The sequence below is a fragment of the Streptomyces sp. CRCS-T-1 genome (assembly GCF_024442335.1).
GTDB lineage: Bacteria > Actinomycetota > Actinomycetes > Streptomycetales > Streptomycetaceae > Streptomyces > Streptomyces koelreuteriae.
The window spans coordinates 5,207,418-5,229,549 of record NZ_CP101651.1; the positions used below are offsets into that span (position 1 = coordinate 5,207,418).

A 22,132-nucleotide genomic window follows, 5' to 3' on the forward strand; every position below is an offset into this window, starting at 1 on the left:
CGCACATCATTGGTGGCCCCGCGGGGCGTCGCCGCGGGGGAGAGACGGTTCGTCATGCCGTGATGCCGGCTCACTGAAACGCCTACTCGCTCGCTGCTGTCCGGGCTGACCCACTCGCCCCACGCCTCCACGGCGGCCCCACCCACCGTCATCCCTTGCCATGAAGGATGCCCCCTTTGCGATTCAGACCGGGGTTGTTCAACCCCTGCTCACGTAGGTCCACAGCGTTAGGTTCGGCTGTCACGTCCGTCGCGGCCCTGGCCGTTCTCAGTGGCCTGGCCGTTCAGCCCGGCCTGCTCGGCCGGGGCTTCGAAGAGCGCACCGCTCCTGTCGCCGCGTCGGGCGACTCGTACGACGGGTTCGACACCAAGGCGGCTGAGCAGCTGCGCGAGGATCAGTGTGTGGCCGTCGATGCCCTGCGCAAGGGCGGGCCCAATCTGTTCGCCCTCGCGCAGAACTCCATCGGGCTGCCTCCCGACCAGCTCCACCAGAAACTCAAGCGGGACCTCACCGACAACAACTCTCCCCTGCACCAGGCCTCCTACGCGGACAGCGCCAGCAGCGACCAGTGGCTCAAGAAGGCCAATGACCAGGAGTTGGCGTTTGCCAAAACCGTCATGGGCCTGAGCTCCTACCCTGACGAGCCGCCCGGAGAGTTCGAGGTCTTCGACAAGACCGGTCTGGTTCCGTGGTTGTGGCAGTCGTACAGCAAGTCGATCGACTTGTTCTCCCCGTTCTACGAGCCGTCGCCCACCGCTGACGACAAGACGAAGGCCGCCGCGCTCGCGATCGGTGACCCGCAGTACACCTCCGGGGGGACACCGCAGGAACAGCAGGCGTGGAAGGTCTGGAAGAAGAACTCGGGGAAGATCGAGCCCAACGAGTTGTTCGTTCCCAGGGTGTTCGCCGATGACGCTCGTATCTTCCTGGGCTCCGGAGGATTCCCTCGCACGGCCCCGGCCGCGGACACCCCGGAGTACCGCGTCGCGGTCGAGGATCTGAAGGCCCGCTTCGCCTCGTGTTCCTGGCACGCTCCGATCGACCCGAACCGGGTTCTGGGCAAGGAGGTGGCGCAAGCGTCCGCCGAGTGGCAGCAGGAGATCGCCTCGCAGGCCACGCAGCGCCAGCAGATCCTTGGTGCCAACGTCACGGCGACGAAGGCGTTGCAGGAGGGCACGTTCACCCTGGGGCAGGTCCTGGGCCAGTCGTGGCTCGCGGACTACGCCACCCGGTGGCAGGACTACTACTCTGCCGGCGGCCTGGGGTGGATCGGCGACAGCCCTGTAGCGATCCAGGTGCCGGGCGCGGCGGGCAACTGTCTGGACGTCGCGGGCGGCAAGGAAGCCAATGGCACGCCCGTGCAGATCTACACCTGCAACGGCGGCGCGGCCCAGCAGTGGACGCTGGAGGGCAGCGAGGACAACCTCTACTTCCGCAACGTCGGCTCCCAAAGATGCCTGGACGTGGCCGGGAACGCGTCGGCGAACGGCACGAAGATCCAGATCTATGACTGCTACAAGTCCAAGGGGCAGTCGTGGAAGGGCGACGTCCGTGCCACCGCGCCTCTGAAAAGCGTGAGCACGGGCAAGTGCCTGGACCTGAGCGCGTTCACCAAGAGCACGGACGCGCGACTGTGGGACTGCAAGGTCGCCGCCTCACAGAAGTTCCTGATCAAGCCGTCCGGTCACAAGGGCACGGACAGTCCCCTGTATCCGGAGAAGGCCGAGTTCGACAAGGCGAAGAAGGTCGTCACCGACGCCCAGGCGGCGGCGAAGAAGTACCTGGCCACGCTCAAGACCCAGCTCGAGAACGCCAAGAAGGCGGCCACCGCCTCCGATACGGCCGAGCAGGCCGCGTACGGCATCGCGGATGCCGCTGGTGCGCCGCGGGGCCGTGGGCTGCTGGTCGGCCAGCAAAAGGCGCAGGTCACCAAGGGGTCGGTGGCGGCGCTGACGGCGATGGTGAAGGCCGCTGAGACCGCCGAGGCGGCGACCCGGGCGTCTGCGGGTGACAGCGCGACCATCGCCCAGCGCGCTCTCGCCCAGGCCGCGCAGTCGAAGGCCGAGTTCCGCAAGGAGGCGGCCCATGCCGCGGAGCTGCAGGCGAAGGCCGCGGCCGACGCGGCGAAGGTGCACCGCGACAACGCCAAGAAGGACAAGGAGACCGCGGAGGCCAAGCTCGCCGAGGCGCTGAAGGCCGAGGGCGACGCCAAGTCGGCCGCCGCCAAGGCCCACGCAGAGCGTCTGGCCGCCGAGGCCGAGGAGAAGACAGCCAAGGCGGAGAAGGAGACCGCCGAGGCCAAGCAGGCCGAGGCAGCCCGGCACAAGCAGGACGCCCAGGCCGAGGCGGCGAACGCCAAGGACGCCAAGGACAAGGCCGAAGCCGCCGAGGCGACCGCGGTCGCGCGCAAGAACGACGCGGTCAAGGCCCGTGACAAGGCCCGCGATCTGCGCGACGACGCCTGGGACGCCGAGCAGAAGGCGGACGCCGCCCGCGCCAAGGCGGACGCCAAGGAGGCGTTCGCCCAGGCCCACGAGTCCGACAGCAACGCCAAGGAGTCCAGAGCGGCAGCGGACGCGGCTGCCGGGCACGCGGATGACGCCGAGGCGGCAGCCGGCCGCGCCCGGGCCTCCGCGGACGCGGCCACCGAGGCAGCGGCCGAGGCGGACGCCGCGGCCACCCGCGCCGAAGCGGCCGCCAAGCGGGCCCGCTCCCACGCGGATGCCGCACACGCCGCCAAGCTGAAGTCCGACGCAGCGGTGAAGACAGCCACCAGCGCCGCGGCGGACGCCATCAAGGCATCCGAGCACGCCTCCTCCGAGGCCAAGACGGCCGTCGAGCTGGCGGACGAGGCGGAGAAGCTGGCCAAGACCGCCAAGTCCCAGGCGGACGAGGCGAACAAGGAGGCCGCCAAGGCCCTGGTCGCCTCGGCGAAGGCCGCAGGCTTCGCCCACGTCACGGCGCAGGCCGCCGTCGACGCGGGCAACGCCGCCGTCCAGGTCGCCAAGCCGGCCAACGACGCGATCGAACTCGGCTCCCCCTACGTCACCACCGACTCGGCCGCCGGCCTGGTCGTGCTGACCGGGCAGGCGTCGAAGTCGCTCGCCGAGCAGCAGCAGGCCGTCGCCGATGCCCACGCCGAGAACGCACAGGCGGAGGCAGCCGCGGCGAAGAACCTCGCCGAGCAGGCGACCGGCGACGCCAAGGCCGCGTACCAGCACGCCGCCAACGCCGCCGGACACGCGGCCACCGCTCGCACCTACTCCAAGGAGGCACTCGGATACGCCGCCGACGCCGCCAAGGCCGCATCCAAGGCGACGGCGTCTCTGGCCCGCACCATCGAGTACAACCGGCAGGCCACCGAGGACGCCGAAGCCGCCGACAAGGCAGCCGGCCGCGCCGAAGGCCACGCCAAGGACGCCCGCGACTCCGCCGACCAGGCAGCGCTCGACGCCGAAGCCGCCCGCACGGCCGCCTCCGAGGCCGAACAGGCCGCGAAGGACGCCCGCGCCGCCGCGGACCGCGCCGACACCGCCGCGACCGAAGCCGAACAAGCGGCCAAGGACGCGCTGAAGTACGCCAAGGAGGCACAGGAAGCCGCGGAGTCCGCGGCACGCAAGCAGGCCAACCAGCAGGTCGCGTCAGGCGCGGGCACCGGCATCGGCGGCACCTGGTACGTCGTCGACGACAGCAGCGTCGAGATCACCGACGCCAAACAGCAGAACGACTGCGTCATCGAGATCGGCTTCGAGGGCTGCACCGTCACGTTCAAGGTCACGTTCAACGCGACAGTCGACTTCTTCCTGTGCACTGATCCCGAGGTGCCGGCCACAGCATCCGGCTGTGCGGCGGCGGACACGATCCTGGTCAAGACCGAGCACCTCACAGGGCTGAAGAAGGATGTCACCCAGTACTTCAGCAAGCTCGACCTGATCAAGCAGACCGTCGTCTACCAGATCCTGAAGGCGGTCCTGGTCCAGGACTTCGTCGACTGCTGGCACGGAAGCGCCAGCGGCTGCGCGTGGGCGGCGAGCAACTTCATCCCCGGCAAGGCGTTCGCCAAGATCGCCGACGCACTCATCGCCCTGGACGCCGCGCTGCGGACCGGCGTGGGCGTTGCCGACGCCTACAAGGCCCTGAAGAACCTGGACATCGACCCCGGTTCGCTGGCGGCCCTCGAGCGGCAGGCCAACATCGTCGAAGACGCCTTGTCGAGCTGCCGCGTCAACAGCTTCCCGGCGGACACCCTTGTGCTGATGGCGGACGGAAGCCGTCGGCAGATCAGCTCGGTTCGAGAGGGCGACCTGGTCCTGGCGACGGATCCCGAGACGGGTGTCCACGCGCCGCAGCCGGTGACGAATACGTTTCGGCACGGCACTCGGCGCCTCGTCGATGTCTCCCTTGCCGGCGGCACCAGCCTGACCAGCACCGCCGGACACCGGATATACGTGGACGGGCGAGGCTGGACGTTCGTCGCCGACCTGCGGACCGGCGATCGGCTGCGCCAGCCGGACGGCACGTCCCGTGTCGTCAGCGCGCTGCGCGACCGGTCAGGTCTGGCACCCCGCGCGGTCTACGACCTGACGGTCGACAAGCTGCACACCTTCTACGTGGGTACGGAGGGGACGGCGGGCGTCCCGACCAGGGATGTCCTGGTCCACAACTGTCTGAACCTGCGCCTGCACGAGGGCGACCGCGGAGCCCACACCATCAAGGACCACGTCGAAACCACTCCGGAGAGGGCGACCAACAAGGCCAAGGCCGATATCGCCAAGAACCCCAACAGCCCTGGTATGACCGGTGTCTGGAAGGATCTGGACACGGCCCAGGCCGCCGTCGACGAGGCGATGAAGAAGTGGCTGACGGGCATGTCCAAGAAGCAGAACGGTGCGAACCGGCAGCGGCTCGACAAGTGGATGAAAGAAACCCCGAAGGATACCGAGAGCCCCACACACCTCCTCTCGTTCGAGGTGACACTCGACGACACAGCGTCTCTGGGGACCGTCTACCACCACACCGGTGACAGCTGGCCGGCCCAGAACATCGTGTCCATCACACTCAAGAGGTCCCCACACAAACCGGGCTACATGGTGTACACCTCGTACCCCAAGGGAAAGAAGCCCACCACGTGACGGCGGAACGGCAGGACATCTGGATCGACTTCGGCCTCAGCGGACTCACCAAGTGGTTCGCCGGCCCCTGGGTCAACGAGGCGACGCCGGAGGAGATCGTCACAGGCGCCGCTGACTGGGGGGACGGCGTCTACGCGGCCACTCTCGTGGAGGATGCTCGTCGTCTGCTGGAGTCACCGCTGCCCACCCGGACGATCGAGCTCCTGTGGCGGGCGGCGATCGGACTTCCGTACGATCCGGACGGCATGTGGCTCGACGGGCGTGCCTGGCTGCGCGACATCGTCCGAATCGCCCTCGATCGAATGCACCGCGCCGAGCCGTCCTTTGCTCCTGCTTCGCCGGCGTCCCCCGTGGACGGGCCACTGAAGCAGGAGGTCCTCGAGGAGATCCGGGAGGTCACGCCGACCGCGGAGGTCGCGGTAGGCGCCGGCGGGGCGGAGGTGATGGCCGCGCTCGAGCAGGTCGTCGTCGAGGTCGATCCCGACCTCGGGTTCCGATTCTTCCTGCGGGTCCTCAAAGCACACCTCGTTCCCGTCACGGCGTCCCAGTACGAGCGCTACCACGAACTCGGTGGGCGCTTCGGCTACCACGAGCTCGTCGTCGACGACGGAACGCTGCAGTCCGTCGACACGGACTGACGCACGGCAGCGCACTGCCCGACCCGGAGAAGGCCCGCACTCCCGCAAGGCCTGCCCGGCGCTCCACAACAAGAACCCGGCCCTGGGATTCAGGGCCGGGTTCTTTGCTGTACCCGCTGCCGGGCGGGGCGGCTCAGCCGCGCCGGTCGGCCACGACCCACGACGCCACGGCCACAGCCCCCGCCACGCCGAACACGGCGGGCCAGGCGCCCACCCTCTTGGCCAGCGGATGAGACCCGGCGAAGGCGGCGATGTACGCGGCCGACAACGCCCCCGCGGCCACCCCGCCGGCCTGCTCCCGCCACTGCCGCGCGGCCGTCGCCCCGGCGACCGCGAGCACGGCCCCGCCAAGCGGCCGCTGCCTGGTCCAACGGGCAACCCCGTACCCGCCGACCAGCCCGCTCGCGGCGACCACCGCGCTGGGAACCCTCGCCATACCTGCCTCCTGCTGTACTCGTGCGGATGCCAAGGCTAGCTCCGCAGGTCGGCGGCCGTTCCCCGGCACCGATCCCGAGCCGGTGGGGCCCGGAACGGGGCGTCAGAAGAGCGTGGGAGCGGGCGGAGCCCACCGGTTGGTGCGCGGCACCGCGCTGGAGACGCCGTAGTCCTTCCTGAGCTGCTCGGGGATCGCGTAGTGCATGACGCGTCCCCGGGTGAGGGTGGACAGCTCCAGCACGCTGGTGAGATGGCCGAGACGGTCCAGGGCCCAGGCGCCGAAGGGGGAGTGGTCCTCGATGCTCTCCAGCACGCCCAGCAGATGCGGCGCGGCCTTCACGACGGTGTCCCACGAGGTGCGCGGCACCTGCAGCCAGTCGGCGCTGGTGTCGCCGACGAGGTAGCGGATGAGGGCGGACACGATCGGGTCGAAGAAAGTGCCGGGCACCACCTCCTCGTAGAGGTCGATCAACTGCCGGGTCAGATGCGTCCCCTCCTCGGAGGGCCCCATGTGCCGGACCATGTACAGGTCGAGGAACCGGCGGGCCTCCTCCAGGGTGTGGGGCACCGCGTCCTGGTCGACGCCGAGCATCGCGCCGACGACGCGCCACGCGTAGTAGTAGGCGTCCGCGCCCTCCTCCGACATGTGGATGCCGAGGCGGTGCAGGCTGTCCAGGACGAGCATGGAGAAGAACATCTGCCCGCCGATCATGTCCTCCTGACAGATCGGTGTCCCAAGGGCCTCGGTGTCCCAGCGGTTCTCGCGGACGAGGTGATGGCGGATGGACGCGTGCAGAAGGCGCACCTTCTGGGCTGCCGGGACAAAGCGACCGCCGGCCTCGAAGGCGTCGGGCTGCATCAGATAGACCGTGAACTGCCCGGTCTCCGCCATCCGCTTGGAGGGGTACTTCAGCCCGTGCGTCGCCGACAGCAGCTTCGCCACATGCGGGACGAGGTAGCAGGCGGGCATGGAGGCGAAGGACAGCGCGGTGGAGATGTGCACGTTGTTGTCGATGAAGAAGAGCCGGGCCTTCTCCATCTCCCCCCAGTCCACCCAGGCCGGAGGGGTGCGGGTGCTCTCCAGATACTCGCGGGCGACATCGGGCAACCCGTCCGGCAGGGGAGCGCCGGCCGAGGAGACGTACCGCATCAAGGTGTTGAACTTGCCCACCTCCCCGCGTTCGAAGAGCGTGGCGACGGTGGCGTCGGCGAGTTCGTCACCGGCCTGCCGCAGCGCGTCCATCGATGCCTCGGTTGCCTCGGTTGCCTCGGTTGCCTCGGTTGCCTCGGTCCAGGTCATGGCAGGGCTCCTTGTCATCCACTTGTGCCATCCACTCGCCGCCGCCCCGGTAAGGCGGCCGGTCAGAACAGCCGGACCGCCGCCGAATGCGCGAGCGCGGTCAGCGCGGCGGCGGAGGGCGTCGGCACATCCAGCCCGTGGAGGGCATCGAGCGCCTCCTCGACCCGCGCGCTGATCATGTCCTCGATACGGTCGGGCGCCTTCAGCCGGCACATCACCTCCCGTACGGCGTCCAGCTCCCGCGCGTCCAGCCCCTCCGAGTCCAGGTCGTCCCGGCCCAGCAGGGCACGCAGCAACTCCCGCTCCTCCACCCCGGCCAGCCGCCATGTCTCCGCCAGCAGGGCCGTGGGCCGCCGCCCGCGCACATCGTCGGCGTTGGCCTTGCCGGTGTGGTCCGGGTCCCCGAACAGGCCGAGCAGATCGTCCCGGAGCTGGAACGCCTCGCCCAGCGGCAGCCCGTACGCGGAGTAGCCCTCGCGCAGCCGCGAGCCCGCTCCGGCCAGGACGCCGCCGATGAGCAGGGGCTGCTCGACGGTGTACTTGGCGGTCTTGTACCGGATCACTTTCAGTGAGACAGCCGTGTCCGGACCGGCCCCGGTGCGCAGGATCTCGAGACACTCGCCCGCGATCAGCTCGCGGGCCATCAGCGACCACAACGGCCGCGCCCGGACGAGATACGCGGCGGGCAGCCCACTGGTGGCGAACAACTGCCCGGCCAGCGCCATCAGCAGATCACCCACCAGCATCGCCAGCGACCGGGCGGCGGCATCGGCGTCCGGCCGGCTCCCGACAGCACCCCGCAGCGCGACATGCACCGTCGGCCGCCCGTGCCGCAGCGGACTGTCGTCGATCAGGTCGTCGTGCACCACGGCCGCGGCATGCACCAGCTCCATGGAGGCCGCCGCCCGCACCAGCGCGTCACTGTCCGGCTGCCCCGCCGCACGCCACCCCCAGTAGCAGAAGGCCGCCCGCAGCCGCTTGCCGTCCGCGACCGCCGCCTCCAGGCTCTCGGCCACACCCGCGAGCACCGGATCGATCGCGGCGAACGCATCGGCCTCCTCGGCGACGAACCCCCGCAGCACCTCGTCGACACGGACCTTGAACGCGGCCGGCTCCCACCGGTCAGACCCCACCGGCGGCCTTCCGGGCCTGGGCGTGCCGGGCGAGAATCTCCAGGTGGGCGGGCGGCACGGCCGCGTACCGGTCCAACGCCAGCCGCCCCCGCGCCACCAGCTCGTGCTCGGCCTCCGCCGCCAGCTCCGCGCCATCGGAACGGCGCAGCAACCCCCGTACCGTCCCCACGGCCGACCCGACCGTACTCACCGCCAGATCGGCCAGCCCTGCCGCCAGCAACACGGCCTGCCCCTCCAGGCCACGGCAACGTTCCGCTTCTCGCGTCATGTCATCCCCCACCCGACGATGAACATCCGGGCAGCACTGGTCATGCGCCGCCCCTTCGAGCATCGACTCCCGCGAGCCGCGAGGGCGGAGGAACTCACGATCGAGTGACGTAACCGTCCGGCCGTACGAATCGCGGCTGGGCGGCCCTCCGGAGGGGGCGCCCCCGCCCCCTGTCAAACGACTGGCGGCAACCGCCGTGGACGAACAGGCTGGCCCGACCCACGCCGCTCAAGGAGGGCCAGTTGAAGACCGCCCGCACCACCTCCACGACCCTCACCACCCCGGACGGCACCCGCATCGCCTACCGGGACCACCGCCCCGCGCGGGAATCCGCCGCCCCCTTCCTCCTCCTGCACGGCCTGGCCGGCCACCAGGGCGAGTGGGACGCGGTCGCCGCCCGGCTCCTCTCCGACGGCCACCGCGTGGTGACGTACGACGCCCGAGGCCACGGCGCCAGCACCCGCACCCCCACGACCACGACCCGCGCGGCCCACGTCCAGGACGCCGTGACCCTGATCGAGGAACTGGCCCTGGCCCCCGTAACCCTTCTCGGCCAGTCCCTCGGCGGCCATACGGCGATGCTGCTGGCCGCCTCCCACCCCCACCTGGTCAGGTCCCTGATCCTGGTCGAAGCGGGCCCGGCGGGCCCGACCCCGGAACTCCCCGCATGGATCGCGACCTGGCTGGACAACTGGCCGACACCGTTCGCGTCACTGGAGGCCGCGGAGGCCTTCCTGGGCCACGAGGCCTGGACGAGAACCCTGGAACAGCGAGAAGACGGCTGGCACCCCACCTTCGACCGCGCCACGCTCATCTCAACGGTCGCCGAACTGGCCACCACCGCCTACTGGCCCCAGTGGTCCCGGATCACCTGCCCCACCCTCCTCGTCCAGGGCGAACACGGCACCATGCGCCCCGACGAGCCCACCACCATGCTCACCCACCGCCCCACCACCCACCTCACCCGCATCCCGGACGCCTCCCACGACGTCCACCTGGACCAGCCGGACCGCCTTCACGAGGCGATCTCCTCCTGGGAATCCGGCCGTTGACCTCAACCAAGGTCGAGGTCCTACGTTGATCGCGTCCAGGCAACCACGAGAGGGCGAGGCCACCGATGAGCACCGACACCACCACGGACACCAAGGAGTACAGCCACGACGAACTGGCCGCCCAGCCGATCGGCGCATGGACGGGCATGGCCTACCGCAGGGTCGTAGGAGCCCTCCGCGCCCAACTGGCGGTCGAGGACCTCACCCAGCCCCACTGGTGGACCCTCAACCACGCCGCCGGCACCCCCGCCACCTGGACCCGCCCCACCCTGACCCGACGCCTGCTCCCGTACGACGACGCCGGCACCGACTTCGACGCGGTCTACGACGACCTGGTCACCCGCGGCTGGCTCACCGAGGACGCCACCACCGGCACCATGACCCTCACCGATACGGGCGAGGCGGCCCGCCTCCGCGCCAAGGCCCGCAACCTCCGCGTCCACCACCAGACCCACGAGCACATCGACCCGGCCGACTTCGTCACCACGATCAACGTCCTGCGCCGGATCGTCGCCAACCTCGGCGGCGACGGAAACCTCCCCGACGCCGAAAAATAGTTCGACAGCCCCCGCCACCCCGACCATCCTGCGGAGCGCGACCACACGCCGACGTCCGCACCCACGGGGGAGAACCGTTGCAACCCTTGAACCCGACCATCCGCCACATCACCTTCGACTGCACGGGAGAGCCCTACGAACTCGCCCGCTTCTGGTCCGACCTGCTCGGCCACCCGATCTCCGACATCGACAAACCCGGCGACTCGGAGGTACTCATCGAGGACCCGAACGGCCCCGGCCTGCTCTTCATTCGCGTAGAAGAGGGCAAGGCAACCAAGAACCGGATCCACTTCGACCTCAAACCCAGGGGCCGCACCCGCACCGCCGAGGTCGAACGCGCCCTCACCCTCGGCGCCACCCAACTGGCCGACCACACCCGCCCCGACGGCAAGGGCTGGGTGGTCATGGCGGACCCGGAGGGCAACGAGTTCTGCATCGAGCGCGGCGAGCTGGGCTGACGCGCGGAAACCAATCGCACCCGGTCACGAGGCACTGCCACGCTCACCTCATGGACGGAACAGAAGCCGCGCAGGAACCCACCACCCCGCCCTCCCTCCTGCTCATAGGAGGCCGGGCCGGCGTAGGAAAGACGACGGTGGCGTGGGAGGTGGCAGCACAACTCCGCGCCGCCGACATCTCCCACGCCATCATCGAGGGCGACTTCATGGGGCAGATCCATCCGCCCCCGCAGCACGACCCCCACCTCTCGGCGATCACAGAGCGCAACCTCACAGCGATCTGGACGAACTACGCCCAACTCGGCTGCCACCGCCTGATCTACACCAACACCCTCAGCATCCTCCCCGAGACGGCCCCCACCTTCCACCGAGCCCTGGGCCCGGACGTCCACATCACCCGAGTCCTCCTCACCGCCACCGACACCACGACCCACCAACGCCTGACAGCCCGGGAACTGGGCTCGGAACTGAACAAGGAACTCCAAAGCAGCGCCCGCAAGGCCCGCCTCCTGGAGGAACGGTCCCCGTCCGACACGGTACGAGTACGAACCGACGGCCGACGGGTCGCCGACATCGCCCACGAAGTCCTGACGGCAACCGGCTGGGCCGGGCCCGCCCACGCTGGATCAGGACCATCGGCCTGAGACGACCAACGGCCCCCTCACGGCCAGCCGCCCCGCTCCACAAACCGCAACCCGGCCACGGCGCAGCACCCCTCCCCACGGTCCCCGCCGCCCCACCCCTGGGCCGCCCGGCCGGGCAATCCGCCCCGGAACCGCCAACCTCGGAAGAACCGGGCGGCCGTGAGAACTTCCTGGCTAACCAGCAGCCCGAGGCGCCACGACGAGGCAAGATCTAGTTCTCGGCGAGCAATGCCCTGCGCGCCGCCGCCTGAAAGGCGCTTCCCGGCGCGCGCTTCGCTTCAACCGCCCGCATGTACCGCGCGTCGAACGCTTCCAGGCGGCCCGTGCCGGCTTGGAGCGCAGCCTCATGCCAAGCCGTCCCAGCCATGTCCAAGTCGTACATCGCTCGTCGCAGAACATCGGCCGCGTCAGCCACGAATGCGGGTCCTACGACCGCGACTTCAGCCGCCGCGGAACTGAAGGGAGCCCATGCCGCATGGGCACCGGTCGCAGGCTCACGCCACTGCTCCTCCGTACTGCCGTCGAGGCGCAGAGTCGCTGCTAACTTCCACCAAGCCGCGGACACTTGCTTCGAGGTGCTGATGCACGTGCTGTAGGCATCGCGGCGCGCCTGCTCCAGGTTGTGTTCTCGATCGATCTGCCGCTGCCGTCTCTGGTGAAACCCCTGGCTCATGGCCGTGACCAACCCGCCCCCAACGCCTCCAAGGGTGCCGATCGCTGCGCCGATGACGGCTGCCATTCCTGCGTCCATGGCACGGCATTAGACCGCAGGGGAAGAAGCCGGGAGGCCAGATCTCGCAACCGCCCGCATCCACACGACAGGCTTTGTCCGCCCGAGCGCTCAGCCTGCAGTACCACCGTGCTTCACGGTCTGGACGAAGGAGCGCCAAGCATCACTTCCCACAGCGATCACACGCGATGCCGCGACCTTTGAGTCACGGACAAAGGCACCGTCCTCGATGAGCGCACACTCGACGCACTCGCCTCCGGCGCCGTTGCTGTAGGACGACGTGAACCACATCGGACGGCTACTTTCGCTGGATCCTTCTATGTTCACCGGGCGTAATCCTTCAAGATCGACTCGATCAACTGGTTCGAGCGCTGAGGACTCGAGGCTGCGGCCCGTAGACCGTCGAACGCCTTTGTGTACTCACGGACATGATGCTCGCCCTCCAAGTACATGGCATCCGTGATGCCGTCCCGATACACGAGGTCCGGATCTTCCGGGGCCGGGAAGCCCAGCAGGGTGAACGAACCGGTGGCCGGATAGGTCCCTGAGTCGAACGGAAGGACCTGCAAGGTCACGGTCGGCAGATCGGCCGCCTCCCGGACGCGTTCCAACTGCTCTCGCATCAGCGCGCGGTCCCCGATGACGTGCCGCAACGCGCCCTCGTTCACGACGAACCAGGCGTCAGGGGCATCCGAACGCCGCAGCATGGCTTGGCGTTCCATGCGCACCTGTACCGCCTTGGTGATGTCCTCGGCGGACATGTGCGCGCCGGTCTTGTGGAGTTCGGACGCGTACACATCGGTCTGCATGAGGCCGGGTACGAGTTCGCACTGGTACTGGCGGAAGGTGGAAGCGTCCTGTTCGAGACCGATGTAGATGTTGAACCACTCGGGGACGCCGGCACCGTGGGTCTGCCACCAGCCGCGCACCTTTGCCTGCCGGGCCAGCGACTTGAGGAACTCGCGCAGTTCGTCGCTCGTGCCGTAGAAGCGACACAGGGCATCGATGTCCGACGGCTGGATGCGCCCGCTGCCCGTTTCCATCCGGTTGACCTTGGAGCCGCACCGACCTGGGCGCAGGTGAGGGTGCTCGTCTCGCGGAGCTTCTTCAGCTCGATCGAGAGACGGCGACGACGTGCCGTCGGTGAACCGGCCATCCCAACCTTCTTCCAAATAGCGGGCGTTCAGTCTTGCGCCAAGGGATGTGCTTGCCAATCACACGGAAGTGGGAATCCCGCCGTGCACATTGCACGACGGGATGCGTTCCCAGCACTCTTGTCACCAACACAACTCAGCGTGAGCATCCGTGACGCTGTGCCGCTGATGCGGTGTCCACCGCGACGAGAGGGGTCCACGTGAGCCAGGGAGCATGTATGTCGCGCAAGCCGTGGGAGCTCGCCTTCACAGCCGAACCCGTGGAGGTGGCTGGCCTACGACGGATCTTGCGGCTGCAACTGGGGATGTGGGGGCTGCACGACGTCGTCGACGAAGCCCAACTGTGCGTGAGTGAGTTGGTGGCCAACGTGATCACCCACGTCGGCACCGGTACCCCCGCGACCCTGGCTGTCTCCATGAAAGGCACGCACTTGCGCATCGAGGTGCATGACCCCGATACCCGCGCGCTGCCCGTTCTCCGCGATGCGAGCACAGACGCCGAGGAGGGGCGGGGCATGGCACTGGTAGAGGCCGTTGCCGATCGCTGGGGTGTGCTACTGGGCCCGGATCGAAAGGTCACCTGGTGCGAGTTGGCCACCAAGCTGACCGTGCCCGGCGGTCACGTCAGAACTCCCGGTGTGGCGCGGGCCGAGGCCCTCCTTGATTCCTACGCCGCACCGCAGGCACCACTCGGAGCAGGAACGCGCAGGATGACGTCGGCCGTGGCGGAGGACACGGCGATCGCGGCGATCGCCGACTTTCTCCACTGGTTCCGAGCTCACGGCCGAGACGCGGACGACATGCTCGATCGGGCGCAGATGCGCTTCGAGGCGGAGCATGGTGCTCTGCGTCAAGCGACCTGATGCATCACGCGGGGACCGGGATGGTCGTCTTGATGCCCTGTCTTCGTTGGGGGAGGCCTGCTACTGCGTTAGTCGTGCGGTCTACGACACTCAGTGTGCTGAGGCGTTGAACGCGCGCACCTGGCCACTCAGCTCCAGCAGCCCTTCGACGCGGAAGGTCGGCAGTTCCCTGGCCTCCGTGCTGCCCCACTGAATGGTGGCCCATGGCCCACGATGCACGAGTGCTGTGTGCATGCCCGCCTGCATGGCCGGCGTGATGTCGTTGTCGCACCGATCACCGACGTACAGAATCTCGCCGACCTCGAAGGGCACGGCCTCGGCTACCCGCTTGAAGAACTCGGGGTCGGGCTTGCTGGCGCCCCAGTCGTCGGACGTACCGATCAGGTCGACGTCGTCGGAGAACAGCTCCCGCAGGATCCCTCCGGCCCGTACGGTCTGGTTCCCGGCGATGCCGAGCCACAGTCCGTCGGCTCGGAGCTGCTGAAGCGCCGGCCGGACGTCCTCGTACAGATCCTCTTCCCCAAAGCTCTCCGGCTGCCCGGCAGCCGCCCGCTTCTCCCGCTCCTCGTAGAGATCGAACCCGGGCCGGAACGCTTGGAACGTCTCCCGGTAGTCCCGGCCCTGGGCGATCACGCCCCCGAACATCGCATGGAACGTGTGCCGCGGTACGCCCAGCCAGTCGGCCCAAGTGCCGTACTCCCGGGTCTCGTCCACGAGGCACTCACCTACGTCGAAGACCACTGCGCGAATCATAGGGAAAGACTATCCAAGCGTTGCCCTAGCCGAACGAGTCAGGATCGCTGGGAAGTGGATATCTCAGAGCTCGAAGGTATGGCGAAGTAGGGTTCGGGCCATTCGACGGAACCGTCTACGTCGGCTTGAGCCACGTGCTGCAGGAGCAGCGACGTGGGATTCCGAATATCGCGGTCGTCGTCACCGACTAGGAGGGGCGCCGTCGTGGGGATCGATGGGTACTCGACGCCCAGCAGCTTGCATATGTGCTCGAAATCCTCGTTCTTGTTTCCGTCGCCGAGGTTTCCGTTGAGGTAGTCGCGGAGGCGTGAGCAGATATCGAGCATCGCATGTCCGCTATCAGTCACGCTGTACTGGCCCCCTTGCGGGCTGTCGCTCGATAGGAACCCTATGATGAAGAGTCGTTCCGTTTCGAACTGGAGCGCGTTCAGATTGACGTCCAGAGCTTTAGCTGTGTGTCGATCGTTGCGATAGCCCTGCTTCTTGACGTGCGACAGGATCCTGAGGGGGAGGCCGGGGCGCTTTGATGACGCGAAGCGGGTCACATCCGCGGAGGTAATGCCTCCTAGGGCTACTTGGAGGAGGAGGTCCTTCGTGATCTCCTCTTTCAAGAGGTTGTGGACGGTCGTGCGGGAACCTTCGTCGTCCGCGTCGAAGTCGGCCGGCACCCAGAAGACACGCAAGCGAGACAGGCTCTCGGGCATGGTGCGCAGATAGTCCTGTGTTACCTCGGCGAGGCGCGCACGGCTACGGCTCTGGTGTCGAGCGATGTATACCGCCGCTGCGATGTCCTGCTCATGGAGGAGCGTTCTGAGGTCCTTGTCGATGCCGTCCCCGTCGTGCTTCCAGAGAGTTTGCCCCGCAACTACTTTTGACCAGTCCTTCTTCAGGTCGCAGGAGAAGTCAAAGCGCTTACGTTGGCCTTCTGTATAGCCAAACAGTGTTGAGTTCGAGGCGCTGTCCATGATCTGGAGAGCTGTGTCTGAGAGGAAAATGTGCTCCGGTGACTCTGCCATGATTGCTCCAAAGAGGTTTGCAGGGTGCTGTTACTTGGTCGCGCATCTCGTGTAGCCATCGACATCGGCGTAGACGAGATCGATGCCCTCTACGTGAAGCAGATTCAGCAAGTCATCCTGCGGCTTTTCCGGAAGCAGTACGGTCAGATTGGGGTTGTGTGGCTTGACGTGCCGTGCAAAGTCTTTCAGTTGACCTATGGCTATGTGTACCTCGTCGCGACTACTGGCACCCCTAATTGCATACAGTTCATGCGTCGTGGCGTCGTATAGGTCGGTCTTGAGGGTCCTGGTCGTACCGGAGATCTTTATTTGATACGCGAAGACTTCGTGCTCACGCCTTGTGAGCTCCTCGAAGTACTGCTCTCGCAATGCTGATTGGCGCAGGTCGGCTATCAGGCTTGGTTGTGCAGCCCGCCTGCTTTCTGACGCCCGCCTCTTCTTCGGCTCCACCATCTTGCCGGTGACTACAGTGGCGGAAACCCTGTGAGTGTCGGTTTCCTTCGCGCGACTGATGACATCCTGAGTGAGGCGCTCAGAGTCGCCCTTAGGGCGGAGGCGGAACACGATGATGCGGCGGCGCTCGCCGTTCTCGTCATGCGCTTCACGCACTGTGTAGGGCAGCTCTGCATCGAGCTCGAATTCGCCTACGTACCGTTGCTGCTTAGCGGAAGATCTTGGATCCGGGACCTTGCCTGCTGCCATGAAGACGCGCAGCGACTTTCCCCTGTCTGCGTGGCACAAGACGGCTGCGTTGCGAGAGCCGTTCAGTCCCAGAAACGTTTGCTCTCCGCGGGTGCCCTGGCCGGTGTACTCGAACACCGGCCCCCGTTCGTCCTCTTCCTCTAGCCAGCCGTCCTCGTAGCCGTACTTCTTGCCACTGTCGTGGTCTACGTAGATGAGGATGTTTGAGGTCGTATCGGAGGGGATGATCCCTCCCTGCGTCCCTCCGCCGAACAGCTCCTTCATCGCTGCGCGTGTGGTCATCAGCCCGGGCTTGATCGAAGCTAAGTCCATGCTCTGACGTTAGCTGATCACTCTGACATCGAACGTGGTCAACTAGCTTGCGTTGATGGCTGCGTACGACCAGACGTCAGCTGGCAGGCCATGCTCCATGCGCCAGGTGATCGCCATCGGTTTGCTGCCGGTGTGGCCGTCGTAGGTGGCAGGCCCGAGGAGCATCCACGGCTGAGACTTACCGATGTCCGTGTTCTTGTAGCGACGCATGAAGAGCAGGACGTGGCTGCCCCGCTCGGCATGGTGCTGGTAGCGCTGCCCCGTCGGGGAACTTTCGGCCGTGGAGTTCTGTGACTCCCAGTGGAACAGCGTCGGGCTCAGAGCGTAGTCCTTGTAGCGGACAGTGGGGGAGAAGTCTTTCTCGTTCTTCTCCAGGGTGATCAGAAGGGCGTCCGTCTGGAGATCCTCGACCCATTGGACGCCCTGAGCGAAGGACCTGGGCATCTGGCCGCCGAAGCGTGCTACGCCGAGGGCGGCGAGGATCTCAGAGCGGTTGTAGGAGGAGTGGACCTTCAGCGGGACCTGGCTGTGGCTGCCCGACAAGGGGATCGGGAAGTGGTCCGCCTGCTCGATGACGTAGGCCAGGACCTGGCGGAGCTCGTCGCGCAGGGCTGGTTGGTCGCGGAGTGCGTCTAGGCCCTGCTGGAAGCTGGTGAAACCACCAGCGTTGTCCCACAAGTTGAAGAAGAGCATGCGGGCATAGGCCTGGTCCGTGGGGTCCAGCTCGTCGTATGGCGCGGCTTCGTCGGCGAGGAGACGGAGGTACGCGTTGGCCCGGTCAGGGTCATCGACGTGCAGGAAAGCGTGGACGCGTTTGAGGAGCGCCGGTTCGCCATCGGGAGCAGCAGCTTTGAGTACGCCGGCTCGGCGCAGGATCGTCGTCCAGGAGTTGTCGCTCTTGTACAGCTCCTTGATCTCCCTGCGACTCTCCCGCAGGTAGTCCGCTAGCTGTGGCGTCTCATAGGCCTTGACTTCGTTGACCAAGGTCTTGACGGTGGCGCTCAGTTGCGTGCGGATGTTGTCCAGGACCAGGTTCTTGGCCTTGCCCTCCAGGATGATCTGGCACCCCGACGGAAGGAGCGGGAAGTCGTGCTCGATGTGATCGAGGAGCCGGTTCCTGGAGAGGTTCGTCAGAGCTCGAAACTGCTCCTCGAAGCGGAACTCTGCCCGGTGCTGCCCGATGAAATCGAGGACAGTGAGTACGGGCTTCATCTCGGTGCGCCGTAGCCCACGGCCTAGCTGCTGGAGGAAGACCGTGGCGCTGTTGGTGGGGCGCAGGAGCAGAAGGGTGTCGACATCCGGGATGTCGAGGCCCTCGTTGAAGAGATCCACGGAGAAGATGACTTGCAGCTTCCCCTCTCGTAGATCAGCGAGAGCTTGAGCGCGTGCTGCGGCAGGTGAGTCGCTGGTGAGCGCGGTTGCTTGAAAGCCTGCCCTTCGGAAGAAGTCCGCCATGAAGTGGGCGTGCTTCTTGTCCACGCAGAAGCCCAGTGCACGCATGGCTCCAGGCTGAGAGACCTTGTCTCGGATCTGCTTGACGACGATACGAGCACGTGCCTCATTGCCCGTGAAGAGATTGCCGAGATCCTGGTCCGCGTACGCGCCCCGCTGCCAAGTGAGGTTCGTCAGGTCTGTGCCATCGGGGATGCCGAAGTAGTGGAAGGGGCATAGAAGGTCGTTCTCCAGAGCCTCCCAGAGTCGCATCTCGGCTGCGATGCGGCCCTCGAAGAACTCGTCCTGCACATTGAGCCCGTCCATCCGCTCAGGGGTAGCGGTCAGGCCGAGAAGCTCCTTGGGCTTGAAGTGGTCGAGGACACGACGGTAGGTGGTGGCCGTGGCGTGGTGGAACTCATCGATCACGATGATGTCGAAGTGGTCGGGAGCCAGTTCTTCAAGCCGTTGGACGTTCAATGACTGGACGCTGGCAAACACGTGGTCCCATGCTTGCGGGTCCTCGCCGCCATAGAGCAACTCGCCGAATGAGGCATCGTCCAACACCTCGCGGTACGTCCGCAGAGACTGCTTGAGAATCTCCTTGCGATGTGCGACGAACAGCAGCTTTGGCCGACGGTTCTCGAAGCCTTTGGCCAGGCTCCGGTAGTCCACGGCCGCCATGACGGTCTTGCCGGTGCCGGTTGCGGCGACCAAGAGGTTGCGATTGCGCCCTCGGAGTTCGCGCTCTACCCGGAGGCGCTCCAGCATGTCCTGTTGGTAGGGGAAGGGGCGTACCTCCAGCCCCGACAGGTTGATCTTCAGGTCAGTGGTGGAGGTGCTGCCGCTGGCCTGAGCCAGAGCATGGTCGAGGCGCTCGGTGTGCTGATCGGGGTCGTATGTCTCGAACGCGGAGTCGTTCCAATATGCGTCGAAGGTCGCCTCGAACTTGTTCAGCACTGCCGGTGTAGCGATGGAGGACAGCCGCACGTTCCACTCCAAGCCATCGAGGAGTGCCGCCTTCGAGAGGTTGGAGCTGCCGACGTACGCCGTGTCGAAGCCTGTGTGGCGCCTGAAGAGCCAGGCTTTGGCATGGAGGCGCGTGGATCGGATCTCGTAGTTGACCTTGACCGTAGCGCCGAAGTCGCGCACGAGGCGGTCGAGTGCGTGGCGGTCGGTGGCGCCGATGTAGGTGGTCGTAATGACACGGATCGGTACACCTCGCTCCTTCGCGGCGCGCAGGGAATCCTCTAGGACGCGAATGCCGTACCACTTCACGAACGCGCAGAGCAGGTCGATGCGGTCCGCCGTAGCGAGCTCTGCCCTGAGTTCGGAGCCGAGACTGAGGTCATCCGGAGAGTTGGTGATGAGCGACGTCTCGGACAACGGGGTGAGGGGGCGGAGGGCGTAGACGCCTGGAGCCTCCTGCTCAGCGAGAGCAAGGAGCTGTCGAGGGCCTTCGGCGATAGTGCTCGTGCTTATGGCTTTGGCTCCGCCCCGGTCGGCGGCACTCGTGGCCAGGGAATCGAGGATGCGGTTCGCGACAGCCACACGGTCTTCGGGCGGAAGCTCGCTCAACCTCTGACTGACAGCTTCACCGATGTGGCGGGCCAGCACATGGGGCGCGGACTCTGGCGTGACCTCGGCGTCGATTGCCTTCCACCCCGCGGCCGTGAATTGCTCCAGCTCGTCATGCAAACCATGGGTGATCAGCTTCTCGTAGACACCCGCGATCGGCTTGGACAGGCCCCCATGTTCTGCCACGACTTGCTCCCCTGATCCCTCGTGGTTCTCGTACACGATCACGCGTGACGATGTGGATCTGTTCTAACAGCAATCACTGACATGCGCGGGGCTGTACCGAAAGGTGGGCTACCGCTGCGGTGGGGCCGCCCGCTTCCTGGCCAGTGTCGTGCTTCCACGGCCCGCCTCAAGGGCGCTTCACTCCGCTGCGCTGCGTTCCGCGTCGGCTGGCGCCGATGGCCCTGCGGGCCACCCTTGACCCGGGCCGTTCCAGCACGGGAGAGAAGCGAGCGGGCGGCCCGGGAGGGCCGGGGCCATCGGTTCGTAGGCCCGCGGGGCGTTGTCCAGGCCCTCGGGGTGCCGGGCGCATCAGCGGTTCAGGGCACGCCGGGTTGGCTTAGCGGCGTTCGGCTGGTGGTCGAGGTGCCAGGAGGGAGAGGGCAGTGCGCCGGTCGGCCGCGTTGCGAGGCCGACCGTGCGCGTTAGCAGGGCTTTGTCGTGGCGAGGGCGGCGGCGATGCGGGCCCTGGTCTCTGCGTGTGGTTGCGCGCGGCCTGTGATCCAGGCTGAGACGGTGGCGCGGGTCGTGCCGAGCTGGTCAGCCAAGTCCGCCTGCGACATGCCCGCTCGACGCAGTTGGCGTCCCAGCCATGGGCCGAAGGCCTCGCTGTATTCGGTGGGAGGCGTTGGGGGGTTCATCCTCTAGGACTCGGTTATGCGTCCGAGCCGTGGCACACCCCGTAGGACCGGCCCGACCCGCACCAGCAAGACGCCCCCTGCTGCGGCGGCCAAGCCACAGCCCGCCCCCGCGCCGCCAGTGTCGTCGCGTACTGCGGGAGCAGTGTCGCGTCGTCCGGGGAGGAGAGTTCCGATGCTGCGAAGGCCTCGTAGGAGGGGACCGTGCCGGTGACGATGCCGAGGTTGGGGGTGCCGGAGGAGGCGAGTTCTCGGAGGGCGGACTCTATGGTCGCGAGGTGGGTCTCGTGGGTCGGGTACTCGGAGGAGAGGGAGGGGTACGCATCGAGGAGTTCGGTGAGTTCCGGGGCCGGCCAGTGGAGGATGGCGACGGGGAAGGGGCGGGAGAGGGCCTCTCTGTAGGCGCCGAGCTCCGCTCGGAGGCGGAGGATCTCGGCCTCCAGTTCCGCCGGGTTCTCCGAACCCAGGGACCAGACGCGCTTGGGGTCGTGGAGTTCGTCGAGGGTGATGGGGAGGGAGTGGACCGTGTCCGCCAGGGCGTCCCATTCGTCGTGGGACTCGCCCAGCATGCGCCGTACGCGGTGGCGGCCGAAGAGGAGGGGGTGGGTGGCGTAGGGGGGCTCCGCCACGTCCGTCAGGAGTCGGTGCACGGCCTCCGTGAACGTCTCGTGGGCCGCTTCCAGTTCGTCGTGGGATTCGAGGGCCTCGGCCACGATGACCCAGGGGGCCGGGTCCTGGGGGGACGCCGAGCGGACGCCCTCGATGATCGCCCTGGCCTCGGCCTCGTGGCCGTACTCCCAGAGGTTCGAGGCCTTGAGCGCCCGGACCAGGTGGGGGTTGTCCAGGTCGGCCGCGGAGGACAGCAGACGGTCGTAGAGCGCGGACGCGTCGGGGCGGTCGCCGGAGAGTTCCAGGTGGGCCGCGGCCCGTAGGAGCAGGGCCTCGGCGTCCTCGGGATACAGGCCGGCGGTCCGCTCCAGGCGTGCCGCTTCGGCGGTGTGGTCGACGTTTTCGGCAGGCGTGTCGGGGCGCATGGGGGACACCGTACTGCCGGGAGGTGACGAGCGTGAGAGATGTGCAGGCCAGACACCTGTACTCGCGGATTCCCCGCGCTCG

Annotated in this window: 19 protein-coding genes and 1 pseudogene; 7 read left to right on the forward strand and 13 right to left on the reverse strand. The window is 67.3% G+C overall.

Annotation, left to right across the window (positions count from 1 at the left end; all coding sequences use genetic code 11):
• Positions 1 to 167 precede the first annotated feature (167 nt).
• Together NNW99_RS23650 and NNW99_RS23655 are read left to right on the forward strand one after the other, a co-directional pair.
• On the forward strand, positions 168 to 5,132 hold the full coding sequence (locus NNW99_RS23650; RefSeq protein ID WP_215121126.1) for a ricin-type beta-trefoil lectin domain protein: 4,965 nt from the start codon (positions 168 to 170) through the stop codon (positions 5,130 to 5,132).
• Positions 5,129 to 5,770, forward strand: coding sequence for a hypothetical protein (locus NNW99_RS23655; protein ID WP_251057917.1), 642 nt, complete (start codon positions 5,129 to 5,131; stop codon positions 5,768 to 5,770). Before NNW99_RS23650 ends, NNW99_RS23655 begins: the two co-directional genes overlap by 4 nt.
• Positions 5,771 to 5,903: 133 nt before the next feature.
• On the opposite strand, the gene NNW99_RS23660 is transcribed toward NNW99_RS23655, so the two are convergent.
• The 4 genes from NNW99_RS23660 to NNW99_RS23675 all read right to left on the reverse strand — a co-directional run bounded on the left by NNW99_RS23660 (position 5,904) and on the right by NNW99_RS23675 (position 8,906).
• Entirely contained in the window at positions 5,904 to 6,206 is a 303-nt protein-coding gene (locus NNW99_RS23660; RefSeq protein ID WP_215121127.1) for a hypothetical protein, read from the reverse strand.
• A gap of 102 nt (positions 6,207 to 6,308) precedes the next feature.
• Positions 6,309 to 7,505, reverse strand: coding sequence for an oxygenase MpaB family protein (locus NNW99_RS23665; RefSeq protein ID WP_215121128.1), 1,197 nt, complete (start codon positions 7,503 to 7,505; stop codon positions 6,309 to 6,311).
• 62 nt (positions 7,506 to 7,567) lie between these two features.
• Positions 7,568 to 8,638 carry a polyprenyl synthetase family protein gene (locus NNW99_RS23670; protein ID WP_215121129.1) on the reverse strand — a complete coding sequence of 357 codons (1,071 nt, stop codon included), beginning with the start codon at positions 8,636 to 8,638 and terminating at the stop codon, positions 7,568 to 7,570.
• A complete protein-coding gene (locus tag NNW99_RS23675; RefSeq protein ID WP_215121130.1) occupies positions 8,628 to 8,906 on the reverse strand; it encodes a polyprenyl synthetase in 279 nt (92 codons plus the stop codon). The genes NNW99_RS23670 and NNW99_RS23675 overlap by 11 nt, the downstream gene beginning before the upstream one ends.
• 242 nt (positions 8,907 to 9,148) lie before the next feature.
• Here NNW99_RS23675 and NNW99_RS23680 point away from each other — a divergent pair, with 242 nt between their 5' ends.
• The 4 genes from NNW99_RS23680 (at position 9,149) to NNW99_RS23695 (ending at position 11,617) form a co-directional block, all read left to right on the forward strand.
• Positions 9,149 to 9,958, forward strand: a complete 810-nt coding sequence (locus NNW99_RS23680) for an alpha/beta fold hydrolase (protein ID WP_215121131.1) — start codon at positions 9,149 to 9,151, stop codon at positions 9,956 to 9,958.
• Positions 9,959 to 10,023: 65 nt separating this feature from the next.
• Entirely contained in the window at positions 10,024 to 10,515 is a 492-nt protein-coding gene (locus NNW99_RS23685; RefSeq protein ID WP_215121132.1) for a MarR family transcriptional regulator, read from the forward strand.
• Between the two features lie 86 nt (positions 10,516 to 10,601).
• Positions 10,602 to 10,973 (forward strand): VOC family protein, encoded by a 372-nt coding sequence (locus tag NNW99_RS23690; protein WP_215121133.1) that lies wholly within the window; start codon positions 10,602 to 10,604, stop codon positions 10,971 to 10,973.
• A 50-nt stretch (positions 10,974 to 11,023) separates the two neighbouring features.
• Positions 11,024 to 11,617 (forward strand): AAA family ATPase, encoded by a 594-nt coding sequence (locus tag NNW99_RS23695; protein WP_215121134.1) that lies wholly within the window; start codon positions 11,024 to 11,026, stop codon positions 11,615 to 11,617.
• A 211-nt stretch (positions 11,618 to 11,828) separates the two neighbouring features.
• On the opposite strand, the gene NNW99_RS23700 is transcribed toward NNW99_RS23695, so the two are convergent.
• The 3 genes and pseudogenes from NNW99_RS23700 to NNW99_RS23710 all read right to left on the reverse strand — a co-directional run bounded on the left by NNW99_RS23700 (position 11,829) and on the right by NNW99_RS23710 (position 13,503).
• A complete protein-coding gene (locus tag NNW99_RS23700; RefSeq protein WP_215121135.1) occupies positions 11,829 to 12,356 on the reverse strand; it encodes a hypothetical protein in 528 nt (175 codons plus the stop codon).
• Between the two features lie 102 nt (positions 12,357 to 12,458).
• Positions 12,459 to 12,638 carry a DUF397 domain-containing protein gene (locus tag NNW99_RS23705; protein ID WP_215124431.1) on the reverse strand — a complete coding sequence of 60 codons (180 nt, stop codon included), beginning with the start codon at positions 12,636 to 12,638 and terminating at the stop codon, positions 12,459 to 12,461.
• 32 nt (positions 12,639 to 12,670) lie between these two features.
• Positions 12,671 to 13,503, reverse strand: a pseudogene (locus NNW99_RS23710) (helix-turn-helix domain-containing protein).
• A gap of 216 nt (positions 13,504 to 13,719) precedes the next feature.
• Here NNW99_RS23710 and NNW99_RS23715 point away from each other — a divergent pair.
• Complete coding sequence (locus NNW99_RS23715; RefSeq protein ID WP_215121137.1) at positions 13,720 to 14,364, forward strand: ATP-binding protein; 645 nt, start codon at positions 13,720 to 13,722, stop codon at positions 14,362 to 14,364.
• A 90-nt stretch (positions 14,365 to 14,454) separates the two neighbouring features.
• Here the strand turns inward: NNW99_RS23715 and NNW99_RS23720 are convergent, their stop codons facing one another.
• From NNW99_RS23720 to NNW99_RS23745, 6 genes are all read right to left on the reverse strand, one after another.
• Complete coding sequence (locus tag NNW99_RS23720) at positions 14,455 to 15,117, reverse strand: HAD family hydrolase (RefSeq protein WP_215121138.1); 663 nt, start codon at positions 15,115 to 15,117, stop codon at positions 14,455 to 14,457.
• 38 nt (positions 15,118 to 15,155) lie between these two features.
• Complete coding sequence (locus NNW99_RS23725; RefSeq protein ID WP_215121139.1) at positions 15,156 to 16,133, reverse strand: hypothetical protein; 978 nt, start codon at positions 16,131 to 16,133, stop codon at positions 15,156 to 15,158.
• 30 nt (positions 16,134 to 16,163) lie between these two features.
• Positions 16,164 to 17,147 (reverse strand): hypothetical protein, encoded by a 984-nt coding sequence (locus tag NNW99_RS23730; RefSeq protein WP_215121140.1) that lies wholly within the window; start codon positions 17,145 to 17,147, stop codon positions 16,164 to 16,166.
• A gap of 42 nt (positions 17,148 to 17,189) precedes the next feature.
• Complete coding sequence (locus NNW99_RS23735) at positions 17,190 to 20,342, reverse strand: DUF3427 domain-containing protein (protein WP_215124432.1); 3,153 nt, start codon at positions 20,340 to 20,342, stop codon at positions 17,190 to 17,192.
• Between the two features lie 461 nt (positions 20,343 to 20,803).
• A complete protein-coding gene (locus NNW99_RS23740; protein ID WP_215121141.1) occupies positions 20,804 to 21,019 on the reverse strand; it encodes a helix-turn-helix transcriptional regulator in 216 nt (71 codons plus the stop codon).
• Positions 21,020 to 21,033: 14 nt separating this feature from the next.
• On the reverse strand, positions 21,034 to 22,050 hold the full coding sequence (locus tag NNW99_RS23745) for an SEC-C domain-containing protein (RefSeq protein WP_215121142.1): 1,017 nt from the start codon (positions 22,048 to 22,050) through the stop codon (positions 21,034 to 21,036).
• Positions 22,051 to 22,132 lie beyond the last annotated feature (82 nt).

Excerpts from the sequence above, each read along its gene's own strand:
- NNW99_RS23665 (WP_215121128.1), bottom strand. The coding sequence starts at position 7,505 with ATGACCTGGACCGAGGCAACCGAGGCAACCGAGGCAACCGAGGCAACC.
- NNW99_RS23700 (WP_215121135.1), bottom strand. The coding sequence starts at position 12,356 with ATGGCAGCCGTCATCGGCGCAGCGATCGGCACCCTTGGAGGCGTTGGG.
- NNW99_RS23675 (WP_215121130.1), bottom strand. The coding sequence starts at position 8,906 with ATGACGCGAGAAGCGGAACGTTGCCGTGGCCTGGAGGGGCAGGCCGTG.
- NNW99_RS23740 (WP_215121141.1), bottom strand. The coding sequence starts at position 21,019 with ATGAACCCCCCAACGCCTCCCACCGAATACAGCGAGGCCTTCGGCCCA.
- NNW99_RS23745 (WP_215121142.1), bottom strand. The coding sequence starts at position 22,050 with ATGCGCCCCGACACGCCTGCCGAAAACGTCGACCACACCGCCGAAGCG.
- NNW99_RS23695 (WP_215121134.1), top strand. The coding sequence starts at position 11,024 with ATGGACGGAACAGAAGCCGCGCAGGAACCCACCACCCCGCCCTCCCTC.
- NNW99_RS23685 (WP_215121132.1), top strand. The coding sequence starts at position 10,024 with ATGAGCACCGACACCACCACGGACACCAAGGAGTACAGCCACGACGAA.
- NNW99_RS23715 (WP_215121137.1), top strand. The coding sequence starts at position 13,720 with ATGTCGCGCAAGCCGTGGGAGCTCGCCTTCACAGCCGAACCCGTGGAG.
- NNW99_RS23660 (WP_215121127.1), bottom strand. The coding sequence starts at position 6,206 with ATGGCGAGGGTTCCCAGCGCGGTGGTCGCCGCGAGCGGGCTGGTCGGC.
- NNW99_RS23725 (WP_215121139.1), bottom strand. The coding sequence starts at position 16,133 with ATGGCAGAGTCACCGGAGCACATTTTCCTCTCAGACACAGCTCTCCAG.
- NNW99_RS23705 (WP_215124431.1), bottom strand. The coding sequence starts at position 12,638 with ATGTGGTTCACGTCGTCCTACAGCAACGGCGCCGGAGGCGAGTGCGTC.
- NNW99_RS23720 (WP_215121138.1), bottom strand. The coding sequence starts at position 15,117 with ATGATTCGCGCAGTGGTCTTCGACGTAGGTGAGTGCCTCGTGGACGAG.
- NNW99_RS23730 (WP_215121140.1), bottom strand. The coding sequence starts at position 17,147 with ATGGACTTAGCTTCGATCAAGCCCGGGCTGATGACCACACGCGCAGCG.
- NNW99_RS23650 (WP_215121126.1), top strand. The coding sequence starts at position 168 with ATGCCCCCTTTGCGATTCAGACCGGGGTTGTTCAACCCCTGCTCACGT.